This is a genomic window from Corynebacterium sp. KPL4035 (genome assembly GCF_037908325.1).
In the GTDB taxonomy this organism is placed as follows: domain Bacteria; phylum Actinomycetota; class Actinomycetes; order Mycobacteriales; family Mycobacteriaceae; genus Corynebacterium; species Corynebacterium kefirresidentii.
Map to the genome: position 1 here is coordinate 79183 of NZ_JBBMGF010000008.1, position 24219 is coordinate 103401.

Sequence of the window (24219 nt, forward strand, 5' to 3'; positions counted from 1 at the left end):
GAGATCACGCGAAAGGAAAGAAATGAGTAAAGAAGGCCTACCCGAAATTGCCCAGGTAGATGGCAGTGGACTGCGCGTTGCCGTGGTGACTGCGACATGGAACGCGGAGATCTGCGATCAGCTCCACGCCCAAGCGGTAGAGACCGCTACGGAAAATGGCGCCGAGGTTGCCGAGTACCGCGTAGTTGGCGCCTTGGAACTTGGCGTTGTTGTCCAGGCGGCCGCCCGCACATACGATGCGGTGGTGGCATTGGGCTGCGTTATCCGTGGGGGAACGCCGCATTTTGACTACGTCTGTGACTCGGTTACCCAGGCGCTTACCCGCATCGCGCTCGATGAATCCACCCCGGTAGCGAACGGCGTCCTTACCGTCAATGACCAGCAGCAGGCCATTGATCGCGCCGGCTTTGCAGACTCGGCAGAAAACAAGGGCGCCGAGGCAATGATGGCGGCTTTAGATACCGCCCTGCAGTTGCGTAGACTAAACGCAGCAGAGAAGTAACTTTTAGCAATGCGTCAGCGCCCCACGCTAGATCACCACGATGGACTGTGGGGTGTTCCAGAGGAGTATGCACATGAACGAGGCGCAGGCCCCAAAGAATCCGCAGCGAAGCCGGCAGCTTAGCGACGCCGAAGTATTGGCCTATACCAGTGCCGATCCCTTTGCCCAGACAACGTCTAAGCCGTGGGAGTTTAAGGCGACCTCGCCCTTTTTGCGTAAGGTGGCAATCGGCTGGGTGATCCTCGTTATGGCTATCCATATCTTCATGGGAATCACCTTGGATGTGTCTTTTACCGGCGCGCATGTCACCACCATTGATAAATTCGCCTTTCCCGGCGTGGGCCTCCTTATTTCCATTTTGTCTTGGGTTGCCCTTAACCGGCCGCGCCTGCGCGCCAATGAGGATGGGGTAGAGGTCCGCAATATTGTGGGTACCCGCTTTTATCCCTGGCAGGTGGTCTATGGGCTGTCCTTCCCCGTGGGCCAACGTATGGCGCGTCTTGAGCTTCCCGAGTTCGAGTTCGTTCCCGTCTGGGCTTTGCAGTCTGGTGACAAAGACACCGTCATCGACAACGTTCGCCGCTTCCGCGACGTGGAAGCTAAGTACATGCCACAGGATTAACAATTGGCTGACCCCACTACCTACCGCCCGGCTCCGGGAACCATTCCCACTGACCCGGGCGTCTATAAGTTCCGCGATGAAAACCGCCGCGTAATCTACGTGGGCAAAGCCAAGAATCTGCGCGCAAGACTATCGAACTATTTTCAGGACATCACTCAGCTGCACCCGCGCACACGCCAAATGGTGCTCACGGCCAATTCCGTGGAATGGACGGTAGTGGCCAGTGAGGTGGAAGCCTTGCAGTTGGAGTACACGTGGATTAAGCGCTTTGATCCCCACTTCAACGTCATGTACCGCGACGATAAAACCTATCCTATGCTCGCGGTTTCGGTCGGAGAAACAGTTCCTCGCGCCTTTTTCTACCGCGGCCCTCGCCGCAAGGGCGTACGCTACTTCGGCCCGTATTCCCATGCTTGGGCCGTGCGCGAAAGCCTAGACCTGCTCACCCGCGTCTTTCCCATGCGCACCTGTTCCAAGGGCGTTTATAACAGGCACGAGCGCCTTGGGCGGCCGTGTCTATTGGGCTATATCGGCAAATGCGATGCCCCCTGCATCGGCCGGGTAAGCAAGGAAGAACACCGGGATACCGTCAATGAACTCGTTTCATTCATGAATGGAAACACCGGTGCAGTCCGCCGCAAACTCACCCATGACATGGAGCAGGCCGCCGAGAATCTAGAGTTCGAACGCGCCGCACGCCTGCGCGATGACTTGGGCGCTATTGACAAGATCATGGAGCAACAGGCCGTGGTTTTCACTGACGGTACAGATGCCGATCTCATTGCTTTTAGCTCGGATGAACTCGAAGCAGCGGTGCAGATCTTCCATGTGCGTGACGGACGCATTCGCGGGCAGCGCGGGTGGGTAGTAGAACGCGCCGGTGACCAAGCTAACTCTGAGCCCTTGGAAGAAGGCCAGCCTGATCCCGCGCTGCCGGCATTGGTACAAAATTTCCTCATCCAGTTTTATTCGGATGCAGTGGAGCGCGAGAAGCAGGAGGCGCGCGAGGACGCCGCGCTTGCTGCGGACGTAAAACGGCGCGGGGTGGACCAGGAATCGCACATGAAGTCCCGCCGTGTCCAAGTCATCCCACGCCAAATTTTGGTGCAGGCCCTGCCGGATGAACCTGATCAGGTCGTCGCCCTTTTAGAGGAACTGCGCGGTGCCCAGGTGGACCTGCGCGTTCCCCAGCGCGGCGATAAAAAACAGCTCATGGCCACGGTGGAGAAAAACGCCAAGGAGCAGTTGCGCCAGCACAAGCTCAAGCGGGTGGGAGACCTCACCGCCCGGTCGGCGGCTTTGCAAGATATTCAAGAGGCTTTGGGCATGGAGCAAGCCCCATTGCGCATCGAATGTACCGATATCTCCCATATTCAGGGCACAGATGTGGTTGCTTCTTTGGTGGTTTTTGAAGATGGCTTGCCCAAAAAGTCGGACTATAGGCGCTACCGCATTAAAGAGGCAGCGGGCGATGGCCGCTCTGATGACGTCGGATCTATCGCAGAAGTCACTCGCCGTCGGTTTAAGCGCCACAAACAAGATAAGTTGGCGCATCCGGATGAGGAAGTAGAAGAGTCCTCCTTCGCGGAAGAAAAAGTGGCGGAAGAGTTTGCCGAGGCAGGCCGTCGCTTTGCGTATCCACCGCAGCTTTTCATCGTGGATGGCGGCGCACCCCAGGTTGCCGCAGCTCAAGAGGTATTCGATGAGTTAGGCATTGTGGATGTGACCTTGGTGGGCCTGGCCAAGCGCCTCGAGGAAATTTGGGTTCCCGGCGATGATGAACCGGTCATTTTACCGCGAAACTCGCAAGCTCTTTTTCTCCTGCAGCAAATTCGCGATGAAGCGCACCGTTTTGCCATCTCTTATCACCGGCAACAGCGCTCTAAGCGAATGCGCTCTTCAGTACTCGACTCCGTTCCGGGCTTAGGTCCGCAGCGGCGCACCGACTTGGTGAAACATTTTGGCTCGGTGAAAAAGCTCAAGGCCGCCACGGTGGAAGAGATCTGTGAGGTAGATGGCTTTGGGCCAAAGCTAGCCCAGACCGTGTACGAGAATTTGCACGATTCTACGGGTAAATAAGGGGCATACTCCTAGAGACGGCGAATCTTGAAGCGCTAGACTGAGGGGCATGACGCATTTCGAAACTCCACCCATTTTGATAACCGGCATGTCCGGCGGCGGGTTGAGTTCCGCTGCCAAAGTATTTGAGGATAAGGGCTACTACGTGGCCCATAATATTCCGCCTCGCGCCATTGTGGATCTGCTCAAACTGTGTAACCAGGAAGAAACCCCAGTGGGCAAGGTCGCAGCCGTAACGGATGTGCGCTCGCGCATGTTTCCAGGGTCTCTGCTAGAGATTATGGAAGAGCTCACGGAATTAAATATGAAGCCCACCGTGCTCTTTTTGGATGCTCGTGATGACGTGCTCATTCGTCGTTTTGATTCAGTACGCCGCACCCACCCGTTGCAAGAGGGCGACACACTCAAAGTAGGCATCCAACGCGAACGTCAAGCAGTAGCAGACGTGCGAGCTCATGCGGACATCATCATTGACACCACCAACCTATCCATTCATGATCTCCGCCGTGCTATTGAGGCGGCGTTTGGTGAGATGCAAAATGAAAAGCAGCATGTGACCGTTGAATCCTTTGGGTTTAAAAATGGTTCACCCCGCGATGCAGATTTGGTGGTTGATGTGCGTTTCCTACCCAATCCCTATTGGGTACCGGAGCTGCGTAGATACCGTGGCACGGATGAGCCGGTTGCTCAGTATGTGCTCTCACAGCCAGCGGCACAGGAATTCGTGGATAATTTCATAAGGATGTTTTCCACCATGCTGGATGGTTACCGGCACGAAGGGAAGAATTTCATAACTTTAGGCGTGGGCTGTACGGGTGGCCATCACCGCTCCGTTGCCGTAGCAGAGGCTATTGCGGCACGGTTGCGGGACAATGACACTTTGGACGTCAGCACCTTGCACAGGGATATTGCTCGAGGCTAGAGCGCAGGAGTTTTAACGCTTTTATGACCAATCCTTCACACATGGTCTGCCTAGGAGGCGGCCATGGACTTTATCAGACTCTTTTGTCCGCCCGATTGAGCGGAGCAGGCGACATTTCCGCCATTGTTACTGTTGCAGATGATGGTGGCTCCTCCGGCCGATTGCGCCGCGAGCTAGAAATAATCCCGCCTGGAGATCTGCGCATGGCGCTAGCTGCGTTGGCTAATAGTGATCCGGTGGGTGACCTCTGGGCGCGTACCTTGCAGCACCGTTTTAGAGGCACCGGTGCAATGGCGGGGCATGCGGTGGGCAATCTAATGATTGCAGGGTTGACCGAGGTGCTCGGTGATTACCAGGCCGCGTTAGATACCATCGCAGAGCTTACTAATTCCCAGGGCCGGGTATTCCCTGTGGTCAACCAAGCCTTAGAGATTGAGGCGGAAGTAGCCGGGCTTGACGACGACCCCCGTGTCATGCGCCAAGTCCGGGGGCAGGTCGCGGTTGCCTCCACACCGGGGCAAGTCCGGCGTGTGCGTATCGTGCCGGAAAACCCCAAAGCAAATCCGGATGTCCTCGATGCCATTGAGCGCGCGGACCTAATTACTATTGGCCCGGGTTCTTGGTTTAGTTCGGTATTGCCACATACTCTCGTGCCTGAGGTCGTGGAAGCCATTTCTGCGTCTGATGCGCTGCGCGTAGTTGTTTTAAACCTTTCCGCCGAGCCGGGCGAAACGCATGGTTTTTCCGCAGAGCGCCATTTGCATGTGCTTTCTCAGCACGCCCCGGATTTGCGCATTGATCGCATTCTGGTGGACGGGGCGGCTTTGCCTACTGATAGTGAGCGCGTGTATATCCAGCGCGCCGCCCAGTCCCTTGGTGCCCGTGCCACGTTCGCGGATGTGAGCGAAGTTGATGACAATGGTCGGAGCATCAATAAACACGATCCGGAGAAGCTGTCTGCGGCACTCCTCGACCTGTATTCGGACTATCGCAACACTGGCGATCCCAACCGGAGCTGATACATCTCGGCAAAGTCCCATCGCTCGCGTCGTTCGGGTTCGGCCGACTGCGCGGTGCCTGAGCGCGCGCGGTATGATGGCAGAAATCCTTTCACCGCACCGGGCCTTGCATAGTGGCCCTGGCCTGTGCGTATATCTTGTGACTGTGAGAAAAGAAATGGGGCGAACTAGGTGACCACACCATTGACCGACCAGGTCAAAGAAGAATTGACGGCTGTCGTTGTGCCACGCCAGTCCGCTCGCGCTGCCGAACTAGCCGCGATGCTGCGATTCGCCGGCGAGCTAGATATTTCCGGCGACAACATGGCCTATGAGTTGGAATTAGAAAGCCACGCTATTGCGCGGCGCGTGATCGCTGCACTCGATGAGCTTTATGGGATTTCCGCTGATAGTCACGTAGCGGGCCCAGCAGGAACCACGAAGAAATCCCGAGTTACGGTGCGCATTTCCACCGGGGCGAAGGAACTTACGCGCCGTCTCGGCCTTATTACCCGCTCCGGCCATGCGGTAGTGGGGCTTCCTCCGCAGGTTATTTCCGGCACCGTCGCTGATAGCGAAGCAGCGTGGCGCGGAGCCTTCCTAGCCCATGGCAGCCTCACGGAGCCGGGTCGTTCTTCTGCGCTTGAAGTTATGTGCCCGTGCCAGGAGGCGGCATTGGCCCTAGTGGGTTGCGCCCGCCGCTTGGGCATTTCTGCCAAAACTAAGGAGACCCGCGGGGAAGACCGCGTCGTTGTCCGCGATGGCGATGCCATTGGGGCACTGTTGACCCGTATGGGCGCGCAAGAAACGCGATTAAGCTGGGAAAAGAAGCGCGTCAAGCGAGAGGCGCACGATACGTCCCGGCGCTTGGACAATTTCGATGATGCAAATCTCCGTCGCTCGGCTCGTGCTGCAGTCACCGCGGCGGCCCGCGTTGACCGAGCGATGGAGATCCTTGGTGATGACGTCCCCGAGCACCTTGCTGATGCAGGACGCCTGCGCGTGCAGCACCGTGAGGCCTCGCTGGAAGAATTGGGCCGCTTGGCTGAGCCTCCCATGACTAAAGATGCGGTAGCCGGGCGTATTCGCCGCTTGCTTTCTATGGCCGATAAGCGAGCGGAAGAGCTTGATATCCCCGATACTAACCAAGCGATCACCGACGACCTCTTCAAAGAGTCCTAAACGCCGCAATCACCGGCACATACACAACTCCCCGCAGCGCGGATACCTGAGCGGTAGCCGTCACTGTGGGGAGTTTTCTCTGTGATAGCTAGCTGGTGGGGAAACCAGCTAGCCAGGGAGAGCTAGATGCCTAGGGAACGAGGAATCCTAGGGCGTTGGTCATCAAGAATACGATGATGCACACAACGGCCAAGAAGACCACGGAGTAGCCCACTACGTTTTTCAGGATGACAGACTCCTTGCCTTCCATCTTTACAGCGGTGGCCGCAATAGCGAGGGACTGCGGGGAGATCATCTTGCCCACAACGCCGCCTGCGGTATTGGCGGCCAGCATGAGGTCCGGGTTCACGCTGATACGCTCGGCCGCTGCTACCTGCAGGTTGGCGAAGAGGGCATTGGCGGAGGTATCTGAGCCGGTGACCGCGGTACCAATCCAGCCCAGTACCGGAGCGAAGAGTGCGAAGATGCCGCCTGCAGAAGAGACGAACTCACCAATAGCAATCGTTTGGCCGGAGTAGTTCATCGTATAAGCCAATGCCAGCACCAGAATGATGGTGAGGGCCGAGAACTTCATGCGGCTGGCGACGTCCCCAAAAGCGCTGACCGGCTGCCCGAAGCTGAGACTGTAGCGGCCATTTTCATTAAAGAAGTGGTAGACAACCGCAACGATAATGCCCGAGAGTAGAAGGAGCGTACCTGGGTTACCAAAGACGTTGAAGCTGAAGCTGGTGTCCATGAGGTTGCCGTCGGCGTCGACAATCGCGTCATCCAGCAAAGGCCAGGCAAAGTGGAGCTTGAGGAAACCAAAGATGGCTGGGGCCGCAGTAGCAACAGCAAAGACAATAGTTACTACAGCGTAGGGAAGTAGTGCCATCCAAATGCGGCGACCATTCAGGTCGGTGGTCGACTCAGCGGCGGGCAGCTCGAGGCGCTCGCGCAGCTCCTTAACACCCTTAGGCTTCCACACTCGGAGGAAGGCAAAGGCACAGCCCAGGGAAACGATGCAGGCGATAACATTGGTGAGCTGGTAAGCAAAGAACGTTGCGGCCAGCCACTGTGCCAAGGCAAAGGAAACGCCAATCACTGCGGCTGCCGGCGCAGTTTCCTTGACGCCGCGGACACCGTCCAAAATGAAGGCGATCAGGAAAGGCACGACGGCGGCGATGATGAGCACCTGCAAAGAGATAAGTGCGGCAATATCATGGGTTTGTTCAGCGCTGCGTCCAGCGACCTCGCCAGCGGTGGTCACTGGGATGCCCACCGCGCCGAAAGCAACCGGTGCCGTATTAGCAATGAGCACTACGATTGCTGCGCGTAGGGGCTTTACACCGAGTGCCATAATCATGGTCGCGGTAATGGCTACGGGTGCGCCGAAGCCGGCGAGGGCCTCTAGCAAGCCGCCAAAGCAAAAGGCGATAAGAATTGCTTGGATGCGAATATCGCCATCGCCTAGAAGGTCGAAGGTTTTACGAAGGTCCTCGAAGCGTCCTGAAGCGACGGTGATTTCATAAAACCAGATTGCGGTAATGATTACCCAGACAATGGGAAGTAGTCCGAAAAGGCCGCCGCGCACGGCGGAGGACAAGGCCATATCTACCGGCATAGAAAAGCCGACGATGGCGATAAGAAGGGATACTGCGAGGGCGACGGCGCCAGAAGTGTGTGCGCGCGCTTTGACGCCGAGCAGCATGATAAAGAATGCGATGAGAGGGAGAATCGCCACCAGGGCGGTAAGCCCGAGGCTGTCACCCACAGCAGAGGTATTAATTTCGAACAAGAGACGTCCTTGGGTTCTACGGTGGTCCTGCCCGTTGAAGAATAACGAGCACCTGAAGCATTCTCACGGTGACCAACGATTGCGCTGGAACAGATGTAGTGGACTGAAACGCGAATGTGAGCCAGTGAGTATTGAAAGCATATCGTGTGATGGTCGAGGCGAAAACAATTCGGTCGACTTGGTTGCCATCAGGACTGAGGCTCGGAAATGTCCGACCGGACAGAGGCGGGCGTAACCCTGGAAGCTATACAGTGATATATTTCACGTTAACAGCGTCAAGGCCACATAAACCCACGCGTTCGGGCGTATCCAGCGGGTTTATGGCGGAGAAATAAAAAGGATCGGCAAAGTGTACGCTCTTTTGGATAATCTGTCATCCGATAGTTCTCAAGGCTGCTAGCGCACTGCACTGTTAAAAAACGCTCGGTAGTATCGGCATTGTAAGGGAAAACGCTCGGGCGCTTCTCAAGCACCGAATATATCGAAGGGCCCGCGCACATACCCATACGCACATTTACTCGACTCTTTGAGGAGAAATACAGTGACTATCCGCGTAGGTATCAATGGCTTTGGCCGTATCGGCCGCAACTTTTTCCGTGCAGTCGCTCAGGGCGACAACAACCTCGAAGTTGTTGCAGTAAACGACCTGACCGATAACGGTACGCTGGCTAACCTGCTCAAGTACGACTCCGTACTGGGCCGCTTCGATGGCGAGATTACCCATGATGATGAATCCATTACCGTTAACGGTAACCGCATCGTGGTTACCGCGGAGAAGGACCCGAAGCAGCTCAAGTGGGGCGAATACGACGTAGACCTCGTGATCGAGTCCACCGGCCGTTTCACCAATGGCGATGACGCCAAGGCTCACCTCGAGGCTGGTGCTAAGAAGGTCATCATCTCTGCTCCGGGCAAGGAAGTAGACGCAACCTTCGTCTATGGCGTTAACTCTGACACCTACGATCCGGCAAACCACAATGTTATTTCCGCAGCATCCTGCACCACCAACTGCCTGGCGCCGATGGCAAAGGTCCTCAATGACAAGTTCGGCATCGAAAAGGGCTTGATGACCACCGTCCACGCCTACACCGGCGACCAGCGCATCCAAGACGCACCGCACAAGGATCCGCGCCGCGCCCGCGCCGCTGCTGTAAATATGGTGCCTACCTCCACCGGCGCAGCTAAGGCTGTCTCCCTGGTACTGCCTGAGCTGGAAGGCAAGCTGGATGGCTACGCCATGCGTGTTCCAGTTATCACCGGCTCCGCTACCGACCTGACGTTTACCGCTTCCCGCGACGTAACCGTTGAAGAGATTAACGCCGCCCTGAAGGAAGCTGCTGAAGGCGAGCTCAAGGACACCCTCGCTTATACCGAGGACCCGCTGGTTTCCACCGATATCGTAACCTCCCCGCACGGCTGCATTTTTGACTCCGGCATGACCAAGGTCTCCAACGGCAACCTTGTTAAGGTTCTGGGCTGGTACGACAATGAGTGGGGATACACCTCCCAGCTTGTACGTATGACTAGCCTGGTGGCAGACAAGCTCTAAACTTAGAGCTTTAATAATGAGAGTCCGGCCCCGATGCAAGCCTAAACGGCATTGTGTCGCGGTCGGTATTCTTATATCTACAGCCTTGTGAACAATCCGAATTTAAGAAGGAGAAAATAATGGCTTTCCAGACTCTGGATGATCTTCTCAAGGAAGGCGTCGAATCTCGTCACGTCCTTGTTCGTTCTGATTTCAATGTTCCCCTTGATGAAGAAGGAAACATTACTGACCCGGGTCGCATTAACGCTTCTCTTCCCACCATCAAGGCTTTGGTGGAAGGCGGCGCTAAGGTCATTCTGTCCGCGCACCTTGGCCGCCCCAAGGGAGAGGTAAACGCTAAGTACTCCTTGGCCCCAGTCGCTGAAGCTCTGTCCGAGGCTCTTGGCCAGTACGTTGCCTTGGCCGGCGATGTCACCGGCGAGGACGCTCATGAGCGTGCGAACGGGCTCAACGATGGCGATGTCATGTTGGTGGAAAATGTCCGCTTCGACCCTCGCGAGACCTCCAAGGATGAAGCGGAGCGCGGCGCATTTGCTGATGAGCTCGTTGCTTTGGCAGCCGATAATGGCGCTTTCGTCTCCGATGGCTTTGGCGTTGTCCACCGTGCCCAGGCATCTGTGTATGACGTCGCAAAGCGCCTGCCGGCTTACGCAGGCAAGCTCGTAGAAAAGGAACTCTCCGTCCTTTCCACCGTGGCCCAGAAGCCGGAGCACCCATACGTAGTAGTACTTGGCGGCGCCAAGGTCTCGGATAAGCTCGGCGTAATTGAGGCGTTAGCAGATAAGGCAGACAAGGTCATTATCGGTGGCGGCATGTGCTACACCCTTCTGGCCGCCAAGGGCTACAACGTCCAGGAGTCCCTCCTGCAAGAAGACCAGATTGATAACTGCAAGGAGCTGCTCGAACGCTTCGGTGACAAGCTGGTCCTTCCTGTGGATCTCATTGCCGCAAGCAAGTTCGCAGCGGATGCGGAACACCAGGTTGTCGAGCTCGACGGCATCCCAGAGGGCTGGATGTCCCTAGACATCGGGCCAAAGTCTGTGGAGCACTTCGCAGAGGTGCTTGCTTCTTCCAAGACCGTCTTCTGGAACGGTCCGATGGGTGTCTTCGAAATGGAGGCCTTCTCCAAGGGTACTGCGGGCGTCGCGCAGGCTATTATCGACGCCACCGAAAACAACGGCTCCTTCTCGGTTGTCGGTGGCGGCGATTCCGCGGCCTCCGTGCGCATGCTCGGCCTGGACGAGGATGGCTTTAGCCACATCTCCACCGGTGGCGGCGCCTCCCTTGAGTACCTAGAGGGCAAGGAGCTTCCGGGCGTCTCCGTCCTTGAAGCCTAAAATCTGCTGAGTCACTTGCTAAAAGAGAGGAAAAATCATGGCACGTACGCCACTTATCGCAGGTAACTGGAAGATGAACCTCGACCACGTCGAGGCTATCGGTTCCGTTCAAAAGTTTGCGTTCTCCCTGCCTAAGGACTACTACGAAAAGGTCGACGTGGCCTATATGGTCCCGTTTACCGATATTCGCACCATCCAGACGCTGGTAGAAGGCGACAAGTTGCAGATCACCTACGGCGCGCAGGACATCTCTAAGCATGAGTCTGGCGCCTTCACCGGCGAGGTATCTGGTCAAATGCTAGCCAAGCTCGGCTGCAGCTGGGTAGTCGTGGGACACTCGGAGCGCCGTCAGTATCATGGCGAGACCGATAAGCTCGTCGCAGAAAAGGCCGCCGCAGCCTTGGATAATGACATTAGCCCCATCGTGTGCGTAGGCGAGCCACTGGCCGTTCGCGAGGCCGGTACTCACGTGGACTACGTGGTTAACCAGACCCGTAATTCTTTGGCTGGCCTTAGCGCTGAGCAGCTTGCCAAGACCGTCATTGCTTATGAGCCGGTCTGGGCCATTGGTACCGGCAAGGTAGCCTCCGCAGACGACGCACAAGAGGTTTGTGCCGCCATCCGCGAGCTCGTGAAAGAGCTCGCCGGTGACGAGGTAGCGGAAGGCATTCGTATTCTCTACGGCGGTTCCGTCAAGGTTGATTCCGTTGCGGAGATCGTCAGCAAGCCAGACGTAGACGGCGGCCTCATCGGTGGCGCCTCCCTGGTGGGCGAAGAGTTTGCCAAGTTGGCTGCCAACGCAGCTAATGCCCTGAACTAACAGGAGATATCACCTGTCACAGGTTCGCGTTCGGCGCGGGTTGGAATGGTTCCGGCCCGCGCCATCGTGTACAGTGGGCCGGTGTGACTGCTTTGCTGGACGCAAAGCCTAAAAGTACGATTCCGCGCTAGTGGGTGGCAAGAGTCAACCACAAGGCGCACGTTAGAAATAAGGATTATCCTCATGGTCTTGGCACTGGAAATCATCTTGGTCATCGCAGCTATTTTGATGTCCATCTTCGTGCTGCTGCACAAAGGTAAAGGCGGCGGCCTGTCCAGCCTCTTCGGCGGTGGCGTGCAGTCGAACCTTTCCGGCTCGACCGTCGTGGAAAAGAACTTGGATCGCTACACCGTGGTGATGGTTATCATCTGGCTGGCCTGCATTGTGGGCCTAAACCTGATCCAAGCCTTCGCTTAAGCGAAAAGCCAGGATAGCGAAAGCGCCGGCACTAGCTTCCTACCACTAATTTTCCTAGGGGATCTGAAAGTGGGGAAGCGGTGCCGGCGCTTTTCGATTGGCGTCAGGCGCTAAAAGCAATGTGCCCGCACGCACACTGCGGATTGCCTGCTTATATCTCGGAAGCAGCGTCATCGGCAAGGAAGAGAACGGTTTCCTTCCTACCGTGTACGCCGGCTGCCGGCCATTCCTCGGCCGCAGCGCCCTTTACCACGTGCTTGGCCGCTTCCGACTTGGCTTCGCCGGCCACAAGGAGCCAAATGCGATCGGATTTATTGACCGCCGGAAGGGTGAGGGTAATGCGCTCGCTGGGCGGCTTTGGGGAATCGTGGACGGGAACAGCTAGTTCTTCTTGCTCCCGAATAGCGGAGGAATGCGGGAACAAGGAATTAATATGGCCCTCCTCACCCATGCCTAGTAGGTGTAGGTCGAAACCATGAGGGGCAAATTCCTTCAACTCTGGTTCATATGCGCTTGCCGCTGCTTCCATAGACACCGCGCCCAGATCAAAACCGTGAATATTTTGGTTTGGGATATCTACGTGGTTGAGCAACGCATTGCGCGCCTGGCCCTCATTAGAATCTGCGTCGGAAACGGGTACATTGCGTTCGTCGCCGAAGAAAACGTGAACACGCGACCAATCGATGCGCTGAGCAGGAAAATTTTCACCTTGCTGCTGTGCGGCGAAATCCAAACGGGCCAACTCGTGGAGAACGCCAATTCCGGCTCCGCCGCCAGTGAGGACAACACGCGCGACACCATCGTCGTGGAGGCCGCCACCCGATGCTTGGATACGCGCTACGGTATCCACGAATTTCAGTGCGGCCTGGGAGATAAGGTCATCCACATCGCTCACGCGGTGAAGAGTTACCATTATGTATCGCTATCCTTTACAAAGATTCAGATTAAAGCCGTTTACTGATTACTGTAGTCTACCTGGGCTAGTGCACGGAGCGCTTGTGCATAGGTTTTATCGGCATCCAAATGGCGCAGTTCTTCAGAAAGCACCTCAGCTTGTGAGCGCTTATTGAGGCTCACCAAGGATTCCGGCGAACCCGGAACACACACACGCACCGTGCGCTCGTCAATGACATCGACGTCTACGTGGGTTGTCTCCCGATTGAACCGCAAATGAGTCACTGGGAAGTGGTCCTCCTCGGAGTCGGCCACTGCGCGATGTACGGGAACTGCCAAGCGGTCGAGCAACCATCCAGCGGCGAAATCCGGGGCTGGGTGGCCGGCCGGACCTGCTACCTCTACCGACTTCACCGGCTCGTGGGGATGACGGTCCAAGGCGGAGGCAACGACACCGCGCCACAAGGTGATGGCAGCCCAAGACATATCGGAATCACCCGGCGTGTACCCGGCAGATAAGGTGCGAAGATCTTCGCCGGTCACGCGTCCGTCAAAGGCAACGTTAGTTATGCGGCGCTGCGCCAACTTTCCCACCGAGCTGGAGGCAGGGTCCGGTGGGCACAGAGTAGGCCACCAAGCGACCAGCGGGGTATCAGGTAGTAGCAGCGGCGTGACTACTGCTTCGTCTTGGTTTGCCAAAGCACCGTGCAACTTCATGATGACCATCTCGGAGGCACCTGCTTCGCCGCCCACGCGTAGCTGTGCATCAAGGTGGGTTTCGACCTGCGGGTCTCCCGTTACTACGACCAACACACGTGACGGGTGCTCGTGGGAGGCATCGCGCACGGAAGCGAGAATGCTTTCAAGGTCATCATCCTCACGGGCCGCCACGATTAGAGTGAGCACTCGGCCGGTAGTCAGGGTGTAATGTTCTTGCGCCTCTACTAACTTCTTGGAGATTTCACGCGTAGTGGTATTGGGCAATGGAATAATCATTGTCTGCGTCCCTCCTATGGGCGGCGCCAGGAGTGACCCCGGCGACGCAGTATTTTATCGGCGGATTCTGGTCCCCAGGTGCCAGCGCGGTACTCCTCGGGCTGTCCTGCTTCGGCCCAGTAGTCGATGATGGGGTCCAAAATCGACCAGGAAAGTTCTACCTCTTCATTGGTGGGGAATAGCGAAGACTCGTCCAGGAGGGCATCCAAGATCAATCGCTCATAGGCCTCCGGGGATTCCTCGGTAAAGGCCTCAGCGTAGGCAAAGTCCATATTGACGTCGCGCACCTCCATAGTGGAGCCGGGCACCTTGGAACCAAAGCGCATGGTGACACCCTCATCCGGCTGCACGCGGATAACGACCGCGTTTCTGCCCAGCGCATCGGTTTGACCATCGACGAATGGCTGGTTAGGAGCCGCCTTGAAAACTAGCGCAATCTCGGTCACTCTGCGGCCTAAGCGCTTGCCCGTCCGCAGGTAGAAAGGTACTCCTCCCCAGCGGCGGGAGTTGACTTCCAAGGTACAGGCAGCGTAGGTCTCCGTTGTGGATTCCGGATCGAAGCCTTCTTCCTCGCGCAACCCCTTGACAAACTCGGAGCCTTGCCACCCCGCGGAATATTGGCCGCGAGCAGTGGTCTTATTCAGAGGGTGAACGGCATGGGTAGCGCGCAAGACCTTTACCTTTTCAGCCCGCAATTCTTCCGGCTCGAAGGACGACGGTTCTTCCATCGCGACGAGGGCCAAGAGCTGCAAAAGATGGTTTTGGATGACGTCTCGAGCTGCGCCGATGCCATCATAGTAGCCAGCGCGACCGCCTAGGCCGATGTCTTCAGCCATGGTGATTTGGACGTGATCGATATAGTGGGCATTCCACATAGGCTCAAAAATCTGATTTGCAAAGCGCAAAGCCAAGATATTTTGTACCGTTTCTTTGCCCAGATAGTGGTCGATGCGGAACACCGCGGACTCAGGAAAGACAGCGTTGACAATCTCATTGAGCTTGCGTGCAGATTCCTGGTCATGGCCGAAAGGCTTTTCAATGATGACGCGGCGCCATGAGTCTGCAACGGAGTTGGCCATGCCCACCCGCTCCAGCTGGTGGCAGATATTGGAGAAAAACTCCGGTGGAACGGAAAGGTAATATGCCCAGTTGCTGCCGGTTCCTCGCTCTCGGTCTAGCTCGCCCAAGCGGGCGGAGAGGCGATCGAAGCCGGCATCATCGAAGGAACCTTGGACAAATTCGATGCCCTGCGACAGGTGCTGCCAGACATCTTCATTAAATTCGGTGCGCGAGCCCGCCACTACAGCTGACCGAACGTAGTCACAAAATGCGACCTTGTCCCAGTCACGGCGACCATAACCCACCAGGGTAAAACCAGCGGGCAAGAGACCTCGGCTCGCTAGGTCGTAGATTGCGGGCAGTAGCTTTTTATATGCTAGGTCACCGGTAACGCCGAAGATGACCATGCCCGCGGGTCCTGCGATTCGCGGCAATCGCTTGTCGCTGGCATTGCGCAAGGGGTTGACCCAAGCGGCTGAGTCGGTCACGAAGAATCCTTCCTGAGTTTATGGGCTTTTAGCTCGCTAATATTCTAGCGGCAGAATGCCCCGCCGAATTTTCGGCGGGGCACAAGTCACACGGCTAGTTTACGCGAGTCGTTCCTCGATGGAAGCAAGTAGTTCATTCCAAGCGGCAACAAACTTTTCTACTCCCTCGCGCTCTAGCACGGCAAAGACATCGTCGAAATCAATGCCAACCTCGTTTAGCTGGGCAAAGACGCCTTCTGCCGTCTCGCGGCTGTCCGATAGGGCATCTCCGTGAAGATTGCCTTGGTCGAGAACCGCATCGATGGTCTTTTCCGGCATGGTGTTGACCGTATGCGGACCGGCTAGCTCAGATACGTACAAGGTGGCTGGGTAATCGGGATTTTTCACACCGGTCGAAGCCCACAATGGACGCTGAAGGTGGGAGCCTTCTGGCAAGTCGGCGTCGTCAAGCAAAGTGTCCTGGAAGAGGGCATAGGCGCGCTGTGCATTGGCGACGCCCGCCTTGCCCCGCAGTGCTAGGGCTTGCTCGCTGCCAATGGCCTCCAAGCGCTTGTCTACTTCGGTATCCAAACGGGAAACGAAGAAGGACGCTACGGAGTGGATAGTTGTGACGTCCTTTCCGGACTCGGCGGCACGCTTGAGACCGGTACAGAAGGCCTCGATGACAGCGCGGTAGCGTTCCACAGAGAAAATGAGGGTGACATTGACACTGATACCTTCCGCCAGGGCATCCTCAATTGCTGGGAGGGAGCCGGTGGTGGCTGGAATCTTGATCATGACATTAGGGCGATCGACCTTCGACCACAGCTCACGGGCCTGTTCGAGTGTGGCGGTAGGGTCATCCGAAATTCGCGGATCGACTTCTATGGATACACGGCCATCTGCCCCATCAGTGGAGGAGTAAATATCCGCAAAGAGGTCACACGCATTTTGAACGTCTTCAATGGCAAGGGCGTATACCGCTTCATCGGCGCTGGCCTTTGACTCCTTTAGCGTTGCCAGCTCGGCGTCGTAAGCGGTGCCATTGGTCATCGCCGCAGCGAAAATCGCTGGGTTGGTGGTCACGCCCACAATGGACTTGGTCGAAATGATTTCCTTGAGGTTGCCGGAAACGAGACGCTCGCGAGAAAGATCATCAAGCCAGGTCGAGGTTCCCAGCTGGGCAAGTTCCGAGATATGGCTCATGCTTTATCCTTATCCAGTCCTGTTAGGGGTTACTTATTCGCGGCGGCTAGGGACTCCTGTGCCGCCTCAACTACCGCTGCAGTGGTGAATCCAAACTTTTCAAAGAGCTCGCCTGCAGGAGCAGATGCGCCGTAGTGCTCAATGGAGATGCTGCGGCCAAAGGAACCGGTGTACTTATGCCATGACATTGCAATACCGGCCTCAATAGAAACGCGCGCCTGCACCTTGCTGGGGAGCACAGATTCGCGGTAAGCGTCATCCTGCTCATCAAACCACTCGAGGCAGGGTGCGGACACAACGCGGGTCGCCGTTCCAGCTGCCTCTAGCTCCTTCGCGGCAGCGACAGCCAGCTGCACCTCAGAGCCTGTAGCAAGAAGGATGACCTCTGGTGTCTCCTTGGACTCTTCCACCAGAACATAGGCACCGCGGCGGACGCCGTCATGCGCCTTTTCCTTGGTGCCTTCCAGCACTGGTAGTCCCTGGCGGCTCAGCGCCAGGCCCTTAGGCGCGGCCTTGTACTCAAGGGCTGCCGCCCATGCCTGTGCAGTCTCGTTGGCATCCGCAGGGCGGATAACGGACAGGTTGGGAATGGCACGCAGGGCAGAAAGAGTCTCTACTGGCTGGTGGGTAGGGCCATCTTCGCCCAAACCGATGGAGTCATGGGTCCACACGTAGTAGGTATCGGTCGACATCAGGGAACCCAAGCGCACAGCCGGGTACTGGTACTCGGAGAAGATAAGGAAGGTGCCGCCGTAGACGCGGGTATTACCGTGCAGGGCAATACCGTTCATAATCGCAGACATTGCGTGCTCGCGAATACCGAAGTGCAGGTTGCGGCCATAGGGTTGAGCCGACCACATATCGGTAGTAATGGCCGCGGGGCCGAAGGAATCCGCGCCCTTGATCACGGTGTTATTAGAACCGGCAAGGTCGGCAGAACCGCCCCACATCTCCGGCAGAGAAGCAGCCAAGGCCTGGATGGCGGCTTCAGAAGCCTTGCGGGTTGCCAAAGTTTCGCCTGGTTCCCATTCCGGTAGATCAGCACTGAAGTCTTGCGGCAATTCGCGCGCATTCATGCGGTCAAAAAGTGCCTTACTCTCCGGATTAGCTGCAGCCCATGCGTCGAACTTTTCTTGCCACGCAGAGTGTTTTTCTGCGCCGCGCTCGCGCAACATGCGGGTGTGCGCAATGACCTCATCATCGATGTGGAAGCTGCGCTCCGGATCAAAGCCCAAGACTTCCTTGGTGGCAGCTACCTCGTCATCGCCCAACGCAGCACCGTGGACACCGCCGGTATTCATCTTATTCGGGGCAGGGTAGCCGATAACCGTCTTTACGCGGATGAAGGACGGACGATCGGTTTCTGCTTGAGCAGCCTTGACAGCAGCCTCAATGGCTACGACATCTTCTCCGGATTCCACCGTTTGGACGTGCCAGCCGTAGGCCTCATATCGGGCCACCACATCTTCATTGAAGGCAATATTTGTATCGTCTTCAATAGAGATTCGGTTATCGTCCCAGAAGACGATCAAGTTGCCCAGCTTTTGCGTGCCAGCCAGAGAAGAAGCCTCCGCGGTAACGCCTTCTTGTAGGTCGCCATCGGAGGCGATGGTGTAGATGTAGTGATCGAAGGGGGATTCACCAGCAGGGGCTTCTGGATCGAAAAGGCCGCGCTCCTTACGCGCCGCCATGGCCATTCCAACGGAGGACGCTAGACCTTGGCCGAGGGGGCCAGTGGTGATTTCAACACCGTCGGTGTGGTGGACCTCGGGGTGGCCTGGGGTGCGTGACCCCCACGTGCGCAGCTGCTCGAGGTCTTCCATTTCCAAGCCAAAGCCGCCCAAGTAGAGCTGGATGTACTGGGTAAGGGAAGAGTGGCCGATCGAAAGTACGAAGCGGTCGCGGCCAGCCCAGTGCACGTCAGCGGGATCGTGATTAATGACCCGCTGGTAGAGCGTGTAGGCGAGGGGAGCGAGTGACATTGCCGTGCCGGGGTGACCGGAACCGCACTTTTGTACCGCGTCGGCGGCTAGTACTCGCACGGTGTCGATAGCGCGGGTGTCAAGCTCCGACCAATCCTCCGGATAACGGCGCTCAACCATAGTTTGGAGCTCTGGGGACAACTTATCTTTCGACACGAAAAGCCTCGCTTACGTCTAGGCAAAAAGTACTTAACTTTATTAAGTCTAGTAATTTTTTAGCCGGCGGTGCGCAATTATAGAAAGCCAGGCATAACCGGTATGCTGGCATGGCTAAGCGGTGCACGCGAGCACGCAAAAGCGTGTGCCAAATCTAGCGGACATGGGTCTGTAACCTCTCGCGCCTGCGCCGAAAAATGTGAGTGAGAGAACTGGAACTTTTTCACGGGCATGTGCGACCGCTAGGGGTGACCGCGCGCAGGATACGTGCGAGGCACAGTTCACCAACGTTCAGATAGTGGAGGAATTCCTTGGAGACCATCAAGGCCTATTTTGCGCTAACGAAACCGAGGATCATTGAGCTCCTCCTCGTGGCCGCAATCCCGGCGATGCTCCAAGCGCAGCGCGGCGTGGAGGCCGTTTCAGACAATATCTGGCTTATCGTGTCGACCATTTTTGGCGGTTGGATGGGCGCTGCCGCCGCCCACACGTTTAATAACGTCGTGGACTACGAGCTGGATCAAAAAATGCAGCGCACGAGAGCCCGCCCGTTGGTAAGGGCCAAGATTTCTAAGCGAAACGCAGCAATTTTCGCCTGGGTAATGCTCATCCTTTCCGTGCTGTGGCTGGGCCTCCTTGCCCATTCTTGGCTCGCAGCTTTCTTCGTCGTGTTGACGAACTTCTTCTATGTCTTCGTCTACACCAAGTTTTTGAAGATGCGCAATGCGCAAAACATCGTCTGGGGCGGCCTCGCAGGCTGTATGCCGGCCATGGTTGGCTGGGCCGTAATTCGGGATAACGCCCCAGCCGGAGAGCCTGACCGCTGGTGGCAGGCAGTGGTGCTCTTCCTCATTATTTTCTTCTGGACTCCGCCGCACACATGGGCGCTGGCCATGAAGTACAAGGAAGACTACCGAAAAGCCGGCGTGCCGATGCTGCCTGTAGTGGCAGGCGAAGCGGAAGTCACTCGCCAGATCGTGTGGTACACCGTGGGAACGGTGATCGTGACCCTACTCATCGTCCCCGCAGCATCGTGGATCTACTTGGTCGCAGCGCTTGCTTCGGGTGCGGTATTCCTGTGGATGGCTATCCGTTTGCATAAGGGAGTTAAAAATGGCGCCAAGGTTAAACCGATGCGCTTGTTCATTTACTCCAATAACTACCTTTCGGTGCTCTTTATCGGTTTGTCCATCGACGCAGTCTTAGGCTGGGAGCCCTTGGGCCGGATGCTGGGCTGGTCGGCCACGTTATTCTAACTGTGCCCCATTCCAAGAGCGGGGCAAAAAGAGCGCGGGAGAAGCAGTGCTGCTTTTCTCCCGCGCTCTAGGTGTAGGTGGGTGAAACCTAGTCCTTGTCCCCGTCTCCGTCGCCGTCTTGGACGCGCAGAACGATGGAGCCGGTAGTCTTGCGCTCCTGCAGGTCGCGGTGAGCCGCAGCGGCTTCTGCCAAAGGATAGGAGGCCGTGACGTTAAAGCGTAGGTCGCCGTCCATGACAGCTTGGACGACTGCTTGGGCGCGCATTTGAAACTCGCCTTCTTGTGCCGTCCATGCGCCGATGGAAGGCCGCGTCAGGAAGATGGACCCATGCTTGTTCAGCAGCTGTGGGTCGATAGGCTCAACCGGGCCAGAGGCGGCACCAAAAAGCGCGACGGTGCCGCGTGGGCGTACTGCCTCTAGCGATTCCTGGAAGGTAGCTTTGCCGACGCCGTCATAAACCACGTCGACGCCCTTGTCACCGTTGTAGCGGCGAACTTGCTCGGCGAGCCCCTCGCCGTAGCGAAAAACCTTATCCGCCCCGGCCGCGTAGGATAGTTCTTCCTTTTCGTCCGTGGACACGACCGTATAAACGGTAGCACCTAGCGACGATGCCATCTGGGTGAGGATTTGCCCCACGCCGCCGGCACCGGCGGTAATCAGGCAAGAAGCACCTTCGCCCAATTGATAGACCCCGTGCGCTAGATAGTGCGCGGTAATGCCTTGGAGCAACATGGATGCTGCGACCTCAGGTTGGAAATCGTCTGGGACTGCCACCAGTCCCTCGCGCGGGACGCAGACCTTTTCGGCGTAGGAGCCGAAGGCCTGGTTCCACGCCACCATTGTGCCTTCCGCAATTTCTCCCTTTGGATCGTGGACGACTCGCCCAGTACCTTCGAATCCGGGAATGAAAGGGGCGGTCGCATTATAGATACCCTCACGGTAATAGGTATCGATGTAGTTGACGCCGGCCATGATGACGTCTACCAAGACCTCATCGTCATTCGGGGTGGGGGCGGGAACTTCGGTATAGCGAAGTACTTCTGGTCCGCCGGTTTCTGTGACCTGAATTGCGTGCATATAGCCAGGCTAGCGCAAAAAGCCGGCCGAGTGCAGGACTTCGGCCGGCTGGTTGCGCTGCGCGTTAAGCCGTCACGCGTGCTGCTTCTAGCGAGGCTTGGCGTGCGGCGTACTTTTCATCGCCGCTAGGGGAGCCGGTGATGAGATCTGCGGTGCCATCGGTACGGCGTACGCCGTGTGCCCACAGTAGTGCGGTATAGGCCGTGACAAAGGAGGATAGCCCAATGTGGAAAGGAACAGTCCAGCGCGGAATGCTCATATAGAACTGGTAGACGCCTACGGCCCACTGGATAAGGATGCAGGCGATGAGGACCCAGCCCGCCTTCTTCGCGTCCTGTGGGGCACGGTTCTTATAGAGCAGGAAGATGGTAATCACGGTAAGCGTCAGGTAGGCGTACATGCACATGGCGTGGGTGACGGCCATGGCTTCGGTATCCACCTGCAAGCGGCCTTCCATTCCGACCCCGGAATCGCCAGAGTGGACGCCCGAACCGGTAACCATAGTGCCGGTGATAAGGACAATGCTGAGGGCAACGGTAGCGACTGCAGCGAGTAAGCGAATCGCCTGGGGGAATCGTGCTCGTGGCGTTCCGTCATCGGGTTCCAAGATGCGGGAATAGAGCATTGCCGCCAGCCATACCAAGAGCATTGATGGCAGGAAGTGCAGTGCTACAGACCACCAGCGCAGGTCGAGATGGACAGAAATTCCGCCAATGACCGCCTGTAGCACAATGCCAGCGACATTGAGCCATGCATACACCTTAAGCTCTGTGCGCCGACGTGCCATGCGCATGGCGATGACGGCGGCTACCGCCGCAGCGGTGACGACGAACGTGAGCAGGCGGTTACCAAACTCGATGGCCTGGTGCAGTGCAGGAGCGGCGCCTTCCATGGGGACAAGGGAGCCAGGCTGGCACTCGGGCCAGGTAGGGCAGCCGAGTCCCGAGCCGGTCACGCGGACAATGGACCCAGACACGGTAATGCCACCCTGGCATAAGAGAAGGATGAGCGCGATGAGGCGCTGTTGCTGCAGCGTAGGGGCGGCTTCTTTAAAGAAGCGCTTGATTTTTGTCCAGTAATTCACGCATAGCATCCTACTAGTCGGGAGATTTTGGGCATAAAAATTCCTCTTGTTTCGGGCGGAACCGGACAAAAGTCACATTTAGCCCTCGAAGCGGAACCAACGGACCGCTGCGAACGACGCCACGGCGAGCCAAGCTACCAAGGAAATAAGTTCGAGGCCGGGGAAGGTGGAATTGGAGGCGTCGGTAAGTGCGCCAGCCAGAGCGACGGTGGGGACCACGTTGAGGATGCCATTATCGCCCAATCCCTGGGAGTATAGGGTCCACCCGACCACGCCGAGGAGCAGGAACCAGATGAGGTTGGCCAGCGCGAGCACCATCTCTGAACTAAGCGTGCCGCCAAGCAGTAGCCCCATGGCGGTAAAAGCCGCGACGCCAAAGAAAAGGGAGAGGAGCATGAGCAACACCCCACCCGCGCTGATACGCAGACCCAAAATGAAGGCGGCTATGCCCAAGACAAGGATTTGGAATACCACCATCGTGAGCACGCCGAGGATTTTGCCGCCGATAATGGCCCATGCCGGCACCCCGGATGCCCCGGTGCGCTTGAGGGCCCCGTAGCGTCGGTCAAAGGCAAGTGAAATAGCTTGACCTGTAAAGCCCGCAGAGGTGGCCGCAACTGCAAGCACCATGGGGAAAACCTCGTGCAGGCCGTGCTTGGTAACGGACTCCAAGTGGGCCGCACCAATGAGGATGGCCAGTGGAATGATGACGCTGAGCAGTTGCTGCTCGCCGTGGCGCAGCATGAGCTTAGCTTCCATCGTGCCTTGCGCGAGCAGCATAGCGCCGGCGCTGGTCCGCTTGGGGGCGGGAGTAAAGGTCCCGGGTTTAAAGGTGGTGCTCATAAATGGCTTCTTTCCTCGACACAATGAATTGAATATTTTCCCAAGATGGGATTGCAGCTAGCTGCGCAAGTGGCGGCCCGTGAGGTCAAGGAATACCTCTTCCAGATTGCGGTGGGCCGCATCTAAGTACCGCAGTAAGACTCCTTGGCGGGCGAGCTCAGCGCTGAGCGTGGCGATGGTCTCGGGAGTGCCGGCTTGGCTCAAGCGGTAATGCAGGGGACGGGATTTGGTGGCATTAATCCCCGCCGCAGCTAGGGCCTCCATATCTACGTCGATGTCGGTGCTGAAATTAAGCCCTGCCGATTCCGTCTGGGCGGTAAGTTCTGCGGGGGTGCCGTGAGCTACCAGCTGACCATGATCCATGATGGCCAAGCGGTCTGCCAGCGACTCCGCCTCATCCATCAGGTGGGTGGTTAGAACGATGGTTACGCCATCCCGCTGCAGGGCTCGGACTAGGTCCCAGACCGCCAACCGGGATTGTGCATCCATGCCTGCCGTAGGTTCATCCAGAAAAACCAACTCGGGTCGTCCGATGATAGCCAAGGCGAGGGACAGGCGTTGCTGTTGTCCTCCAGATAGCCTGCGATAAGGGGTGCGAGCCACCCCCTCAAGCCCCAACGTTTCTAGTAGCCACTGCGGGGAGAGAGGCCGGGCGCTGTATCGGGCAGAAAGCTCCAGCATTTCTAGCACGCGGATGCCGGAATAGGAACCGCCGCCTTGGAGCATGATACCGACCTTTTCTCGCACCCTATCTGGTTCGGTACTTGGGTTTAGCCCTAGGACGTCGATGGTGCCGCTGGTGGGATGGAGAAAGCCCTCTGACATTTCAATCGTCGTGGACTTTCCGGCACCATTGGGGCCAAGGAGACAAAAGACCTCGCCCTGGGCAACGCTGAGGCTAAGGCCGTTTACGGCAGTGGTGGAGCCAAACTTCTTCACCACGTTGTCCAAGGTTAGGGCTGGGCGGTCGGCTGAAATGGAATTCACGTGGCA

The 24219-nt window shown here is 57.2% G+C and carries 21 protein-coding genes; 11 read left to right on the forward strand and 10 right to left on the reverse strand.

The window, feature by feature from the left end; all coding sequences use genetic code 11:
* Positions 1-22 precede the first annotated feature (22 nt).
* The 6 genes from ribH (at position 23) to whiA (ending at position 6305) form a co-directional block, all read left to right on the forward strand.
* Positions 23-502 carry a 6,7-dimethyl-8-ribityllumazine synthase gene (gene ribH / locus WMP96_RS08525; RefSeq protein WP_086587628.1) on the forward strand — a complete coding sequence of 160 codons (480 nt, stop codon included), beginning with the start codon at positions 23-25 and terminating at the stop codon, positions 500-502.
* 73 nt (positions 503-575) lie between these two features.
* Entirely contained in the window at positions 576-1124 is a 549-nt protein-coding gene (locus WMP96_RS08530; RefSeq protein ID WP_023021490.1) for a PH domain-containing protein, read from the forward strand.
* 3 nt (positions 1125-1127) lie between these two features.
* Positions 1128-3203 carry an excinuclease ABC subunit UvrC gene (gene uvrC / locus WMP96_RS08535; protein ID WP_340432890.1) on the forward strand — a complete coding sequence of 692 codons (2076 nt, stop codon included), beginning with the start codon at positions 1128-1130 and terminating at the stop codon, positions 3201-3203.
* Between the two features lie 40 nt (positions 3204-3243).
* Positions 3244-4125 (forward strand): RNase adapter RapZ, encoded by an 882-nt coding sequence (rapZ, locus tag WMP96_RS08540; RefSeq protein ID WP_340432918.1) that lies wholly within the window; start codon positions 3244-3246, stop codon positions 4123-4125.
* 23 nt (positions 4126-4148) lie between these two features.
* A complete protein-coding gene (locus WMP96_RS08545) occupies positions 4149-5144 on the forward strand; it encodes a gluconeogenesis factor YvcK family protein (RefSeq protein WP_200287481.1) in 996 nt (331 codons plus the stop codon).
* 171 nt (positions 5145-5315) lie between these two features.
* Positions 5316-6305, forward strand: a complete 990-nt coding sequence (gene whiA / locus WMP96_RS08550) for a DNA-binding protein WhiA (RefSeq protein WP_340432895.1) — start codon at positions 5316-5318, stop codon at positions 6303-6305.
* A gap of 130 nt (positions 6306-6435) precedes the next feature.
* Here whiA and WMP96_RS08555 read toward each other — a convergent pair whose 3' ends face one another.
* Complete coding sequence (locus tag WMP96_RS08555; protein ID WP_239204022.1) at positions 6436-8082, reverse strand: L-lactate permease; 1647 nt, start codon at positions 8080-8082, stop codon at positions 6436-6438.
* Positions 8083-8623: 541 nt separating this feature from the next.
* On the opposite strand from WMP96_RS08555, the gene gap reads away from it, so the two are divergent.
* From gap to secG, 4 genes are all read left to right on the forward strand, one after another.
* Entirely contained in the window at positions 8624-9631 is a 1008-nt protein-coding gene (gap, locus tag WMP96_RS08560; RefSeq protein WP_239204020.1) for a type I glyceraldehyde-3-phosphate dehydrogenase, read from the forward strand.
* A gap of 119 nt (positions 9632-9750) precedes the next feature.
* Positions 9751-10968, forward strand: coding sequence for a phosphoglycerate kinase (locus WMP96_RS08565; protein WP_301715729.1), 1218 nt, complete (start codon positions 9751-9753; stop codon positions 10966-10968).
* Between the two features lie 37 nt (positions 10969-11005).
* Complete coding sequence (tpiA, locus tag WMP96_RS08570) at positions 11006-11788, forward strand: triose-phosphate isomerase (protein ID WP_023021498.1); 783 nt, start codon at positions 11006-11008, stop codon at positions 11786-11788.
* A 183-nt stretch (positions 11789-11971) separates the two neighbouring features.
* Positions 11972-12205: a preprotein translocase subunit SecG gene (secG, locus tag WMP96_RS08575; protein ID WP_005324856.1), complete on the forward strand. Its 234-nt coding sequence runs from the start codon at positions 11972-11974 to the stop codon at positions 12203-12205.
* Positions 12206-12356: 151 nt separating this feature from the next.
* On the opposite strand, the gene pgl is transcribed toward secG, so the two are convergent.
* The 5 genes from pgl to tkt form a co-directional block, all read right to left on the reverse strand.
* Positions 12357-13118, reverse strand: a complete 762-nt coding sequence (pgl, locus tag WMP96_RS08580; protein ID WP_239204016.1) for a 6-phosphogluconolactonase — start codon at positions 13116-13118, stop codon at positions 12357-12359.
* A 41-nt stretch (positions 13119-13159) separates the two neighbouring features.
* Positions 13160-14095 carry a glucose-6-phosphate dehydrogenase assembly protein OpcA gene (locus tag WMP96_RS08585; protein WP_239204014.1) on the reverse strand — a complete coding sequence of 312 codons (936 nt, stop codon included), beginning with the start codon at positions 14093-14095 and terminating at the stop codon, positions 13160-13162.
* 14 nt (positions 14096-14109) lie between these two features.
* On the reverse strand, positions 14110-15642 hold the full coding sequence (gene zwf, locus WMP96_RS08590; protein ID WP_023021501.1) for a glucose-6-phosphate dehydrogenase: 1533 nt from the start codon (positions 15640-15642) through the stop codon (positions 14110-14112).
* 99 nt (positions 15643-15741) lie between these two features.
* Positions 15742-16827: a transaldolase gene (tal, locus tag WMP96_RS08595; protein WP_301715730.1), complete on the reverse strand. Its 1086-nt coding sequence runs from the start codon at positions 16825-16827 to the stop codon at positions 15742-15744.
* Positions 16828-16856: 29 nt separating this feature from the next.
* Positions 16857-18929, reverse strand: a complete 2073-nt coding sequence (gene tkt, locus WMP96_RS08600) for a transketolase (RefSeq protein ID WP_340432920.1) — start codon at positions 18927-18929, stop codon at positions 16857-16859.
* 347 nt (positions 18930-19276) lie between these two features.
* On the opposite strand from tkt, the gene WMP96_RS08605 reads away from it, so the two are divergent.
* Positions 19277-20221, forward strand: a complete 945-nt coding sequence (locus WMP96_RS08605; RefSeq protein ID WP_239204010.1) for a heme o synthase — start codon at positions 19277-19279, stop codon at positions 20219-20221.
* 88 nt (positions 20222-20309) lie between these two features.
* On the opposite strand, the gene WMP96_RS08610 is transcribed toward WMP96_RS08605, so the two are convergent.
* The 4 genes from WMP96_RS08610 to WMP96_RS08625 form a co-directional block, all read right to left on the reverse strand.
* Positions 20310-21299: a quinone oxidoreductase family protein gene (locus tag WMP96_RS08610; RefSeq protein ID WP_239204008.1), complete on the reverse strand. Its 990-nt coding sequence runs from the start codon at positions 21297-21299 to the stop codon at positions 20310-20312.
* 64 nt (positions 21300-21363) lie between these two features.
* Positions 21364-22392, reverse strand: a complete 1029-nt coding sequence (locus WMP96_RS08615) for a COX15/CtaA family protein (RefSeq protein ID WP_239204006.1) — start codon at positions 22390-22392, stop codon at positions 21364-21366.
* Between the two features lie 69 nt (positions 22393-22461).
* The gene (locus WMP96_RS08620) at positions 22462-23226 is read right to left on the reverse strand and encodes an ABC transporter permease (protein WP_239204004.1); all 765 of its coding nucleotides are present in this window, start codon (positions 23224-23226) and stop codon (positions 22462-22464) included.
* 57 nt (positions 23227-23283) lie between these two features.
* Positions 23284-24213, reverse strand: a complete 930-nt coding sequence (locus tag WMP96_RS08625) for an ABC transporter ATP-binding protein (protein WP_023021508.1) — start codon at positions 24211-24213, stop codon at positions 23284-23286.
* Between the last annotated feature and the right edge of the window lie 6 nt (positions 24214-24219).

Bases quoted from the DNA above. Each gene is read 5' to 3' on its own strand.
- WMP96_RS08545 (WP_200287481.1), top strand. From the start codon at position 4,149: ATGACCAATCCTTCACACATGGTCTGCCTAGGAGGCGGCCATGGACTT.
- WMP96_RS08610 (WP_239204008.1), bottom strand. From the start codon at position 21,299: ATGCACGCAATTCAGGTCACAGAAACCGGCGGACCAGAAGTACTTCGC.
- pgl (WP_239204016.1), bottom strand. From the start codon at position 13,118: ATGGTAACTCTTCACCGCGTGAGCGATGTGGATGACCTTATCTCCCAG.
- ribH (WP_086587628.1), top strand. From the start codon at position 23: ATGAGTAAAGAAGGCCTACCCGAAATTGCCCAGGTAGATGGCAGTGGA.
- tpiA (WP_023021498.1), top strand. From the start codon at position 11,006: ATGGCACGTACGCCACTTATCGCAGGTAACTGGAAGATGAACCTCGAC.
- WMP96_RS08565 (WP_301715729.1), top strand. From the start codon at position 9,751: ATGGCTTTCCAGACTCTGGATGATCTTCTCAAGGAAGGCGTCGAATCT.
- WMP96_RS08530 (WP_023021490.1), top strand. From the start codon at position 576: ATGAACGAGGCGCAGGCCCCAAAGAATCCGCAGCGAAGCCGGCAGCTT.
- WMP96_RS08620 (WP_239204004.1), bottom strand. From the start codon at position 23,226: ATGAGCACCACCTTTAAACCCGGGACCTTTACTCCCGCCCCCAAGCGG.
- tkt (WP_340432920.1), bottom strand. From the start codon at position 18,929: ATGGTTGAGCGCCGTTATCCGGAGGATTGGTCGGAGCTTGACACCCGC.
- WMP96_RS08615 (WP_239204006.1), bottom strand. From the start codon at position 22,392: ATGCTATGCGTGAATTACTGGACAAAAATCAAGCGCTTCTTTAAAGAA.
- tal (WP_301715730.1), bottom strand. From the start codon at position 16,827: ATGAGCCATATCTCGGAACTTGCCCAGCTGGGAACCTCGACCTGGCTT.
- secG (WP_005324856.1), top strand. From the start codon at position 11,972: ATGGTCTTGGCACTGGAAATCATCTTGGTCATCGCAGCTATTTTGATG.
- WMP96_RS08585 (WP_239204014.1), bottom strand. From the start codon at position 14,095: ATGATTATTCCATTGCCCAATACCACTACGCGTGAAATCTCCAAGAAG.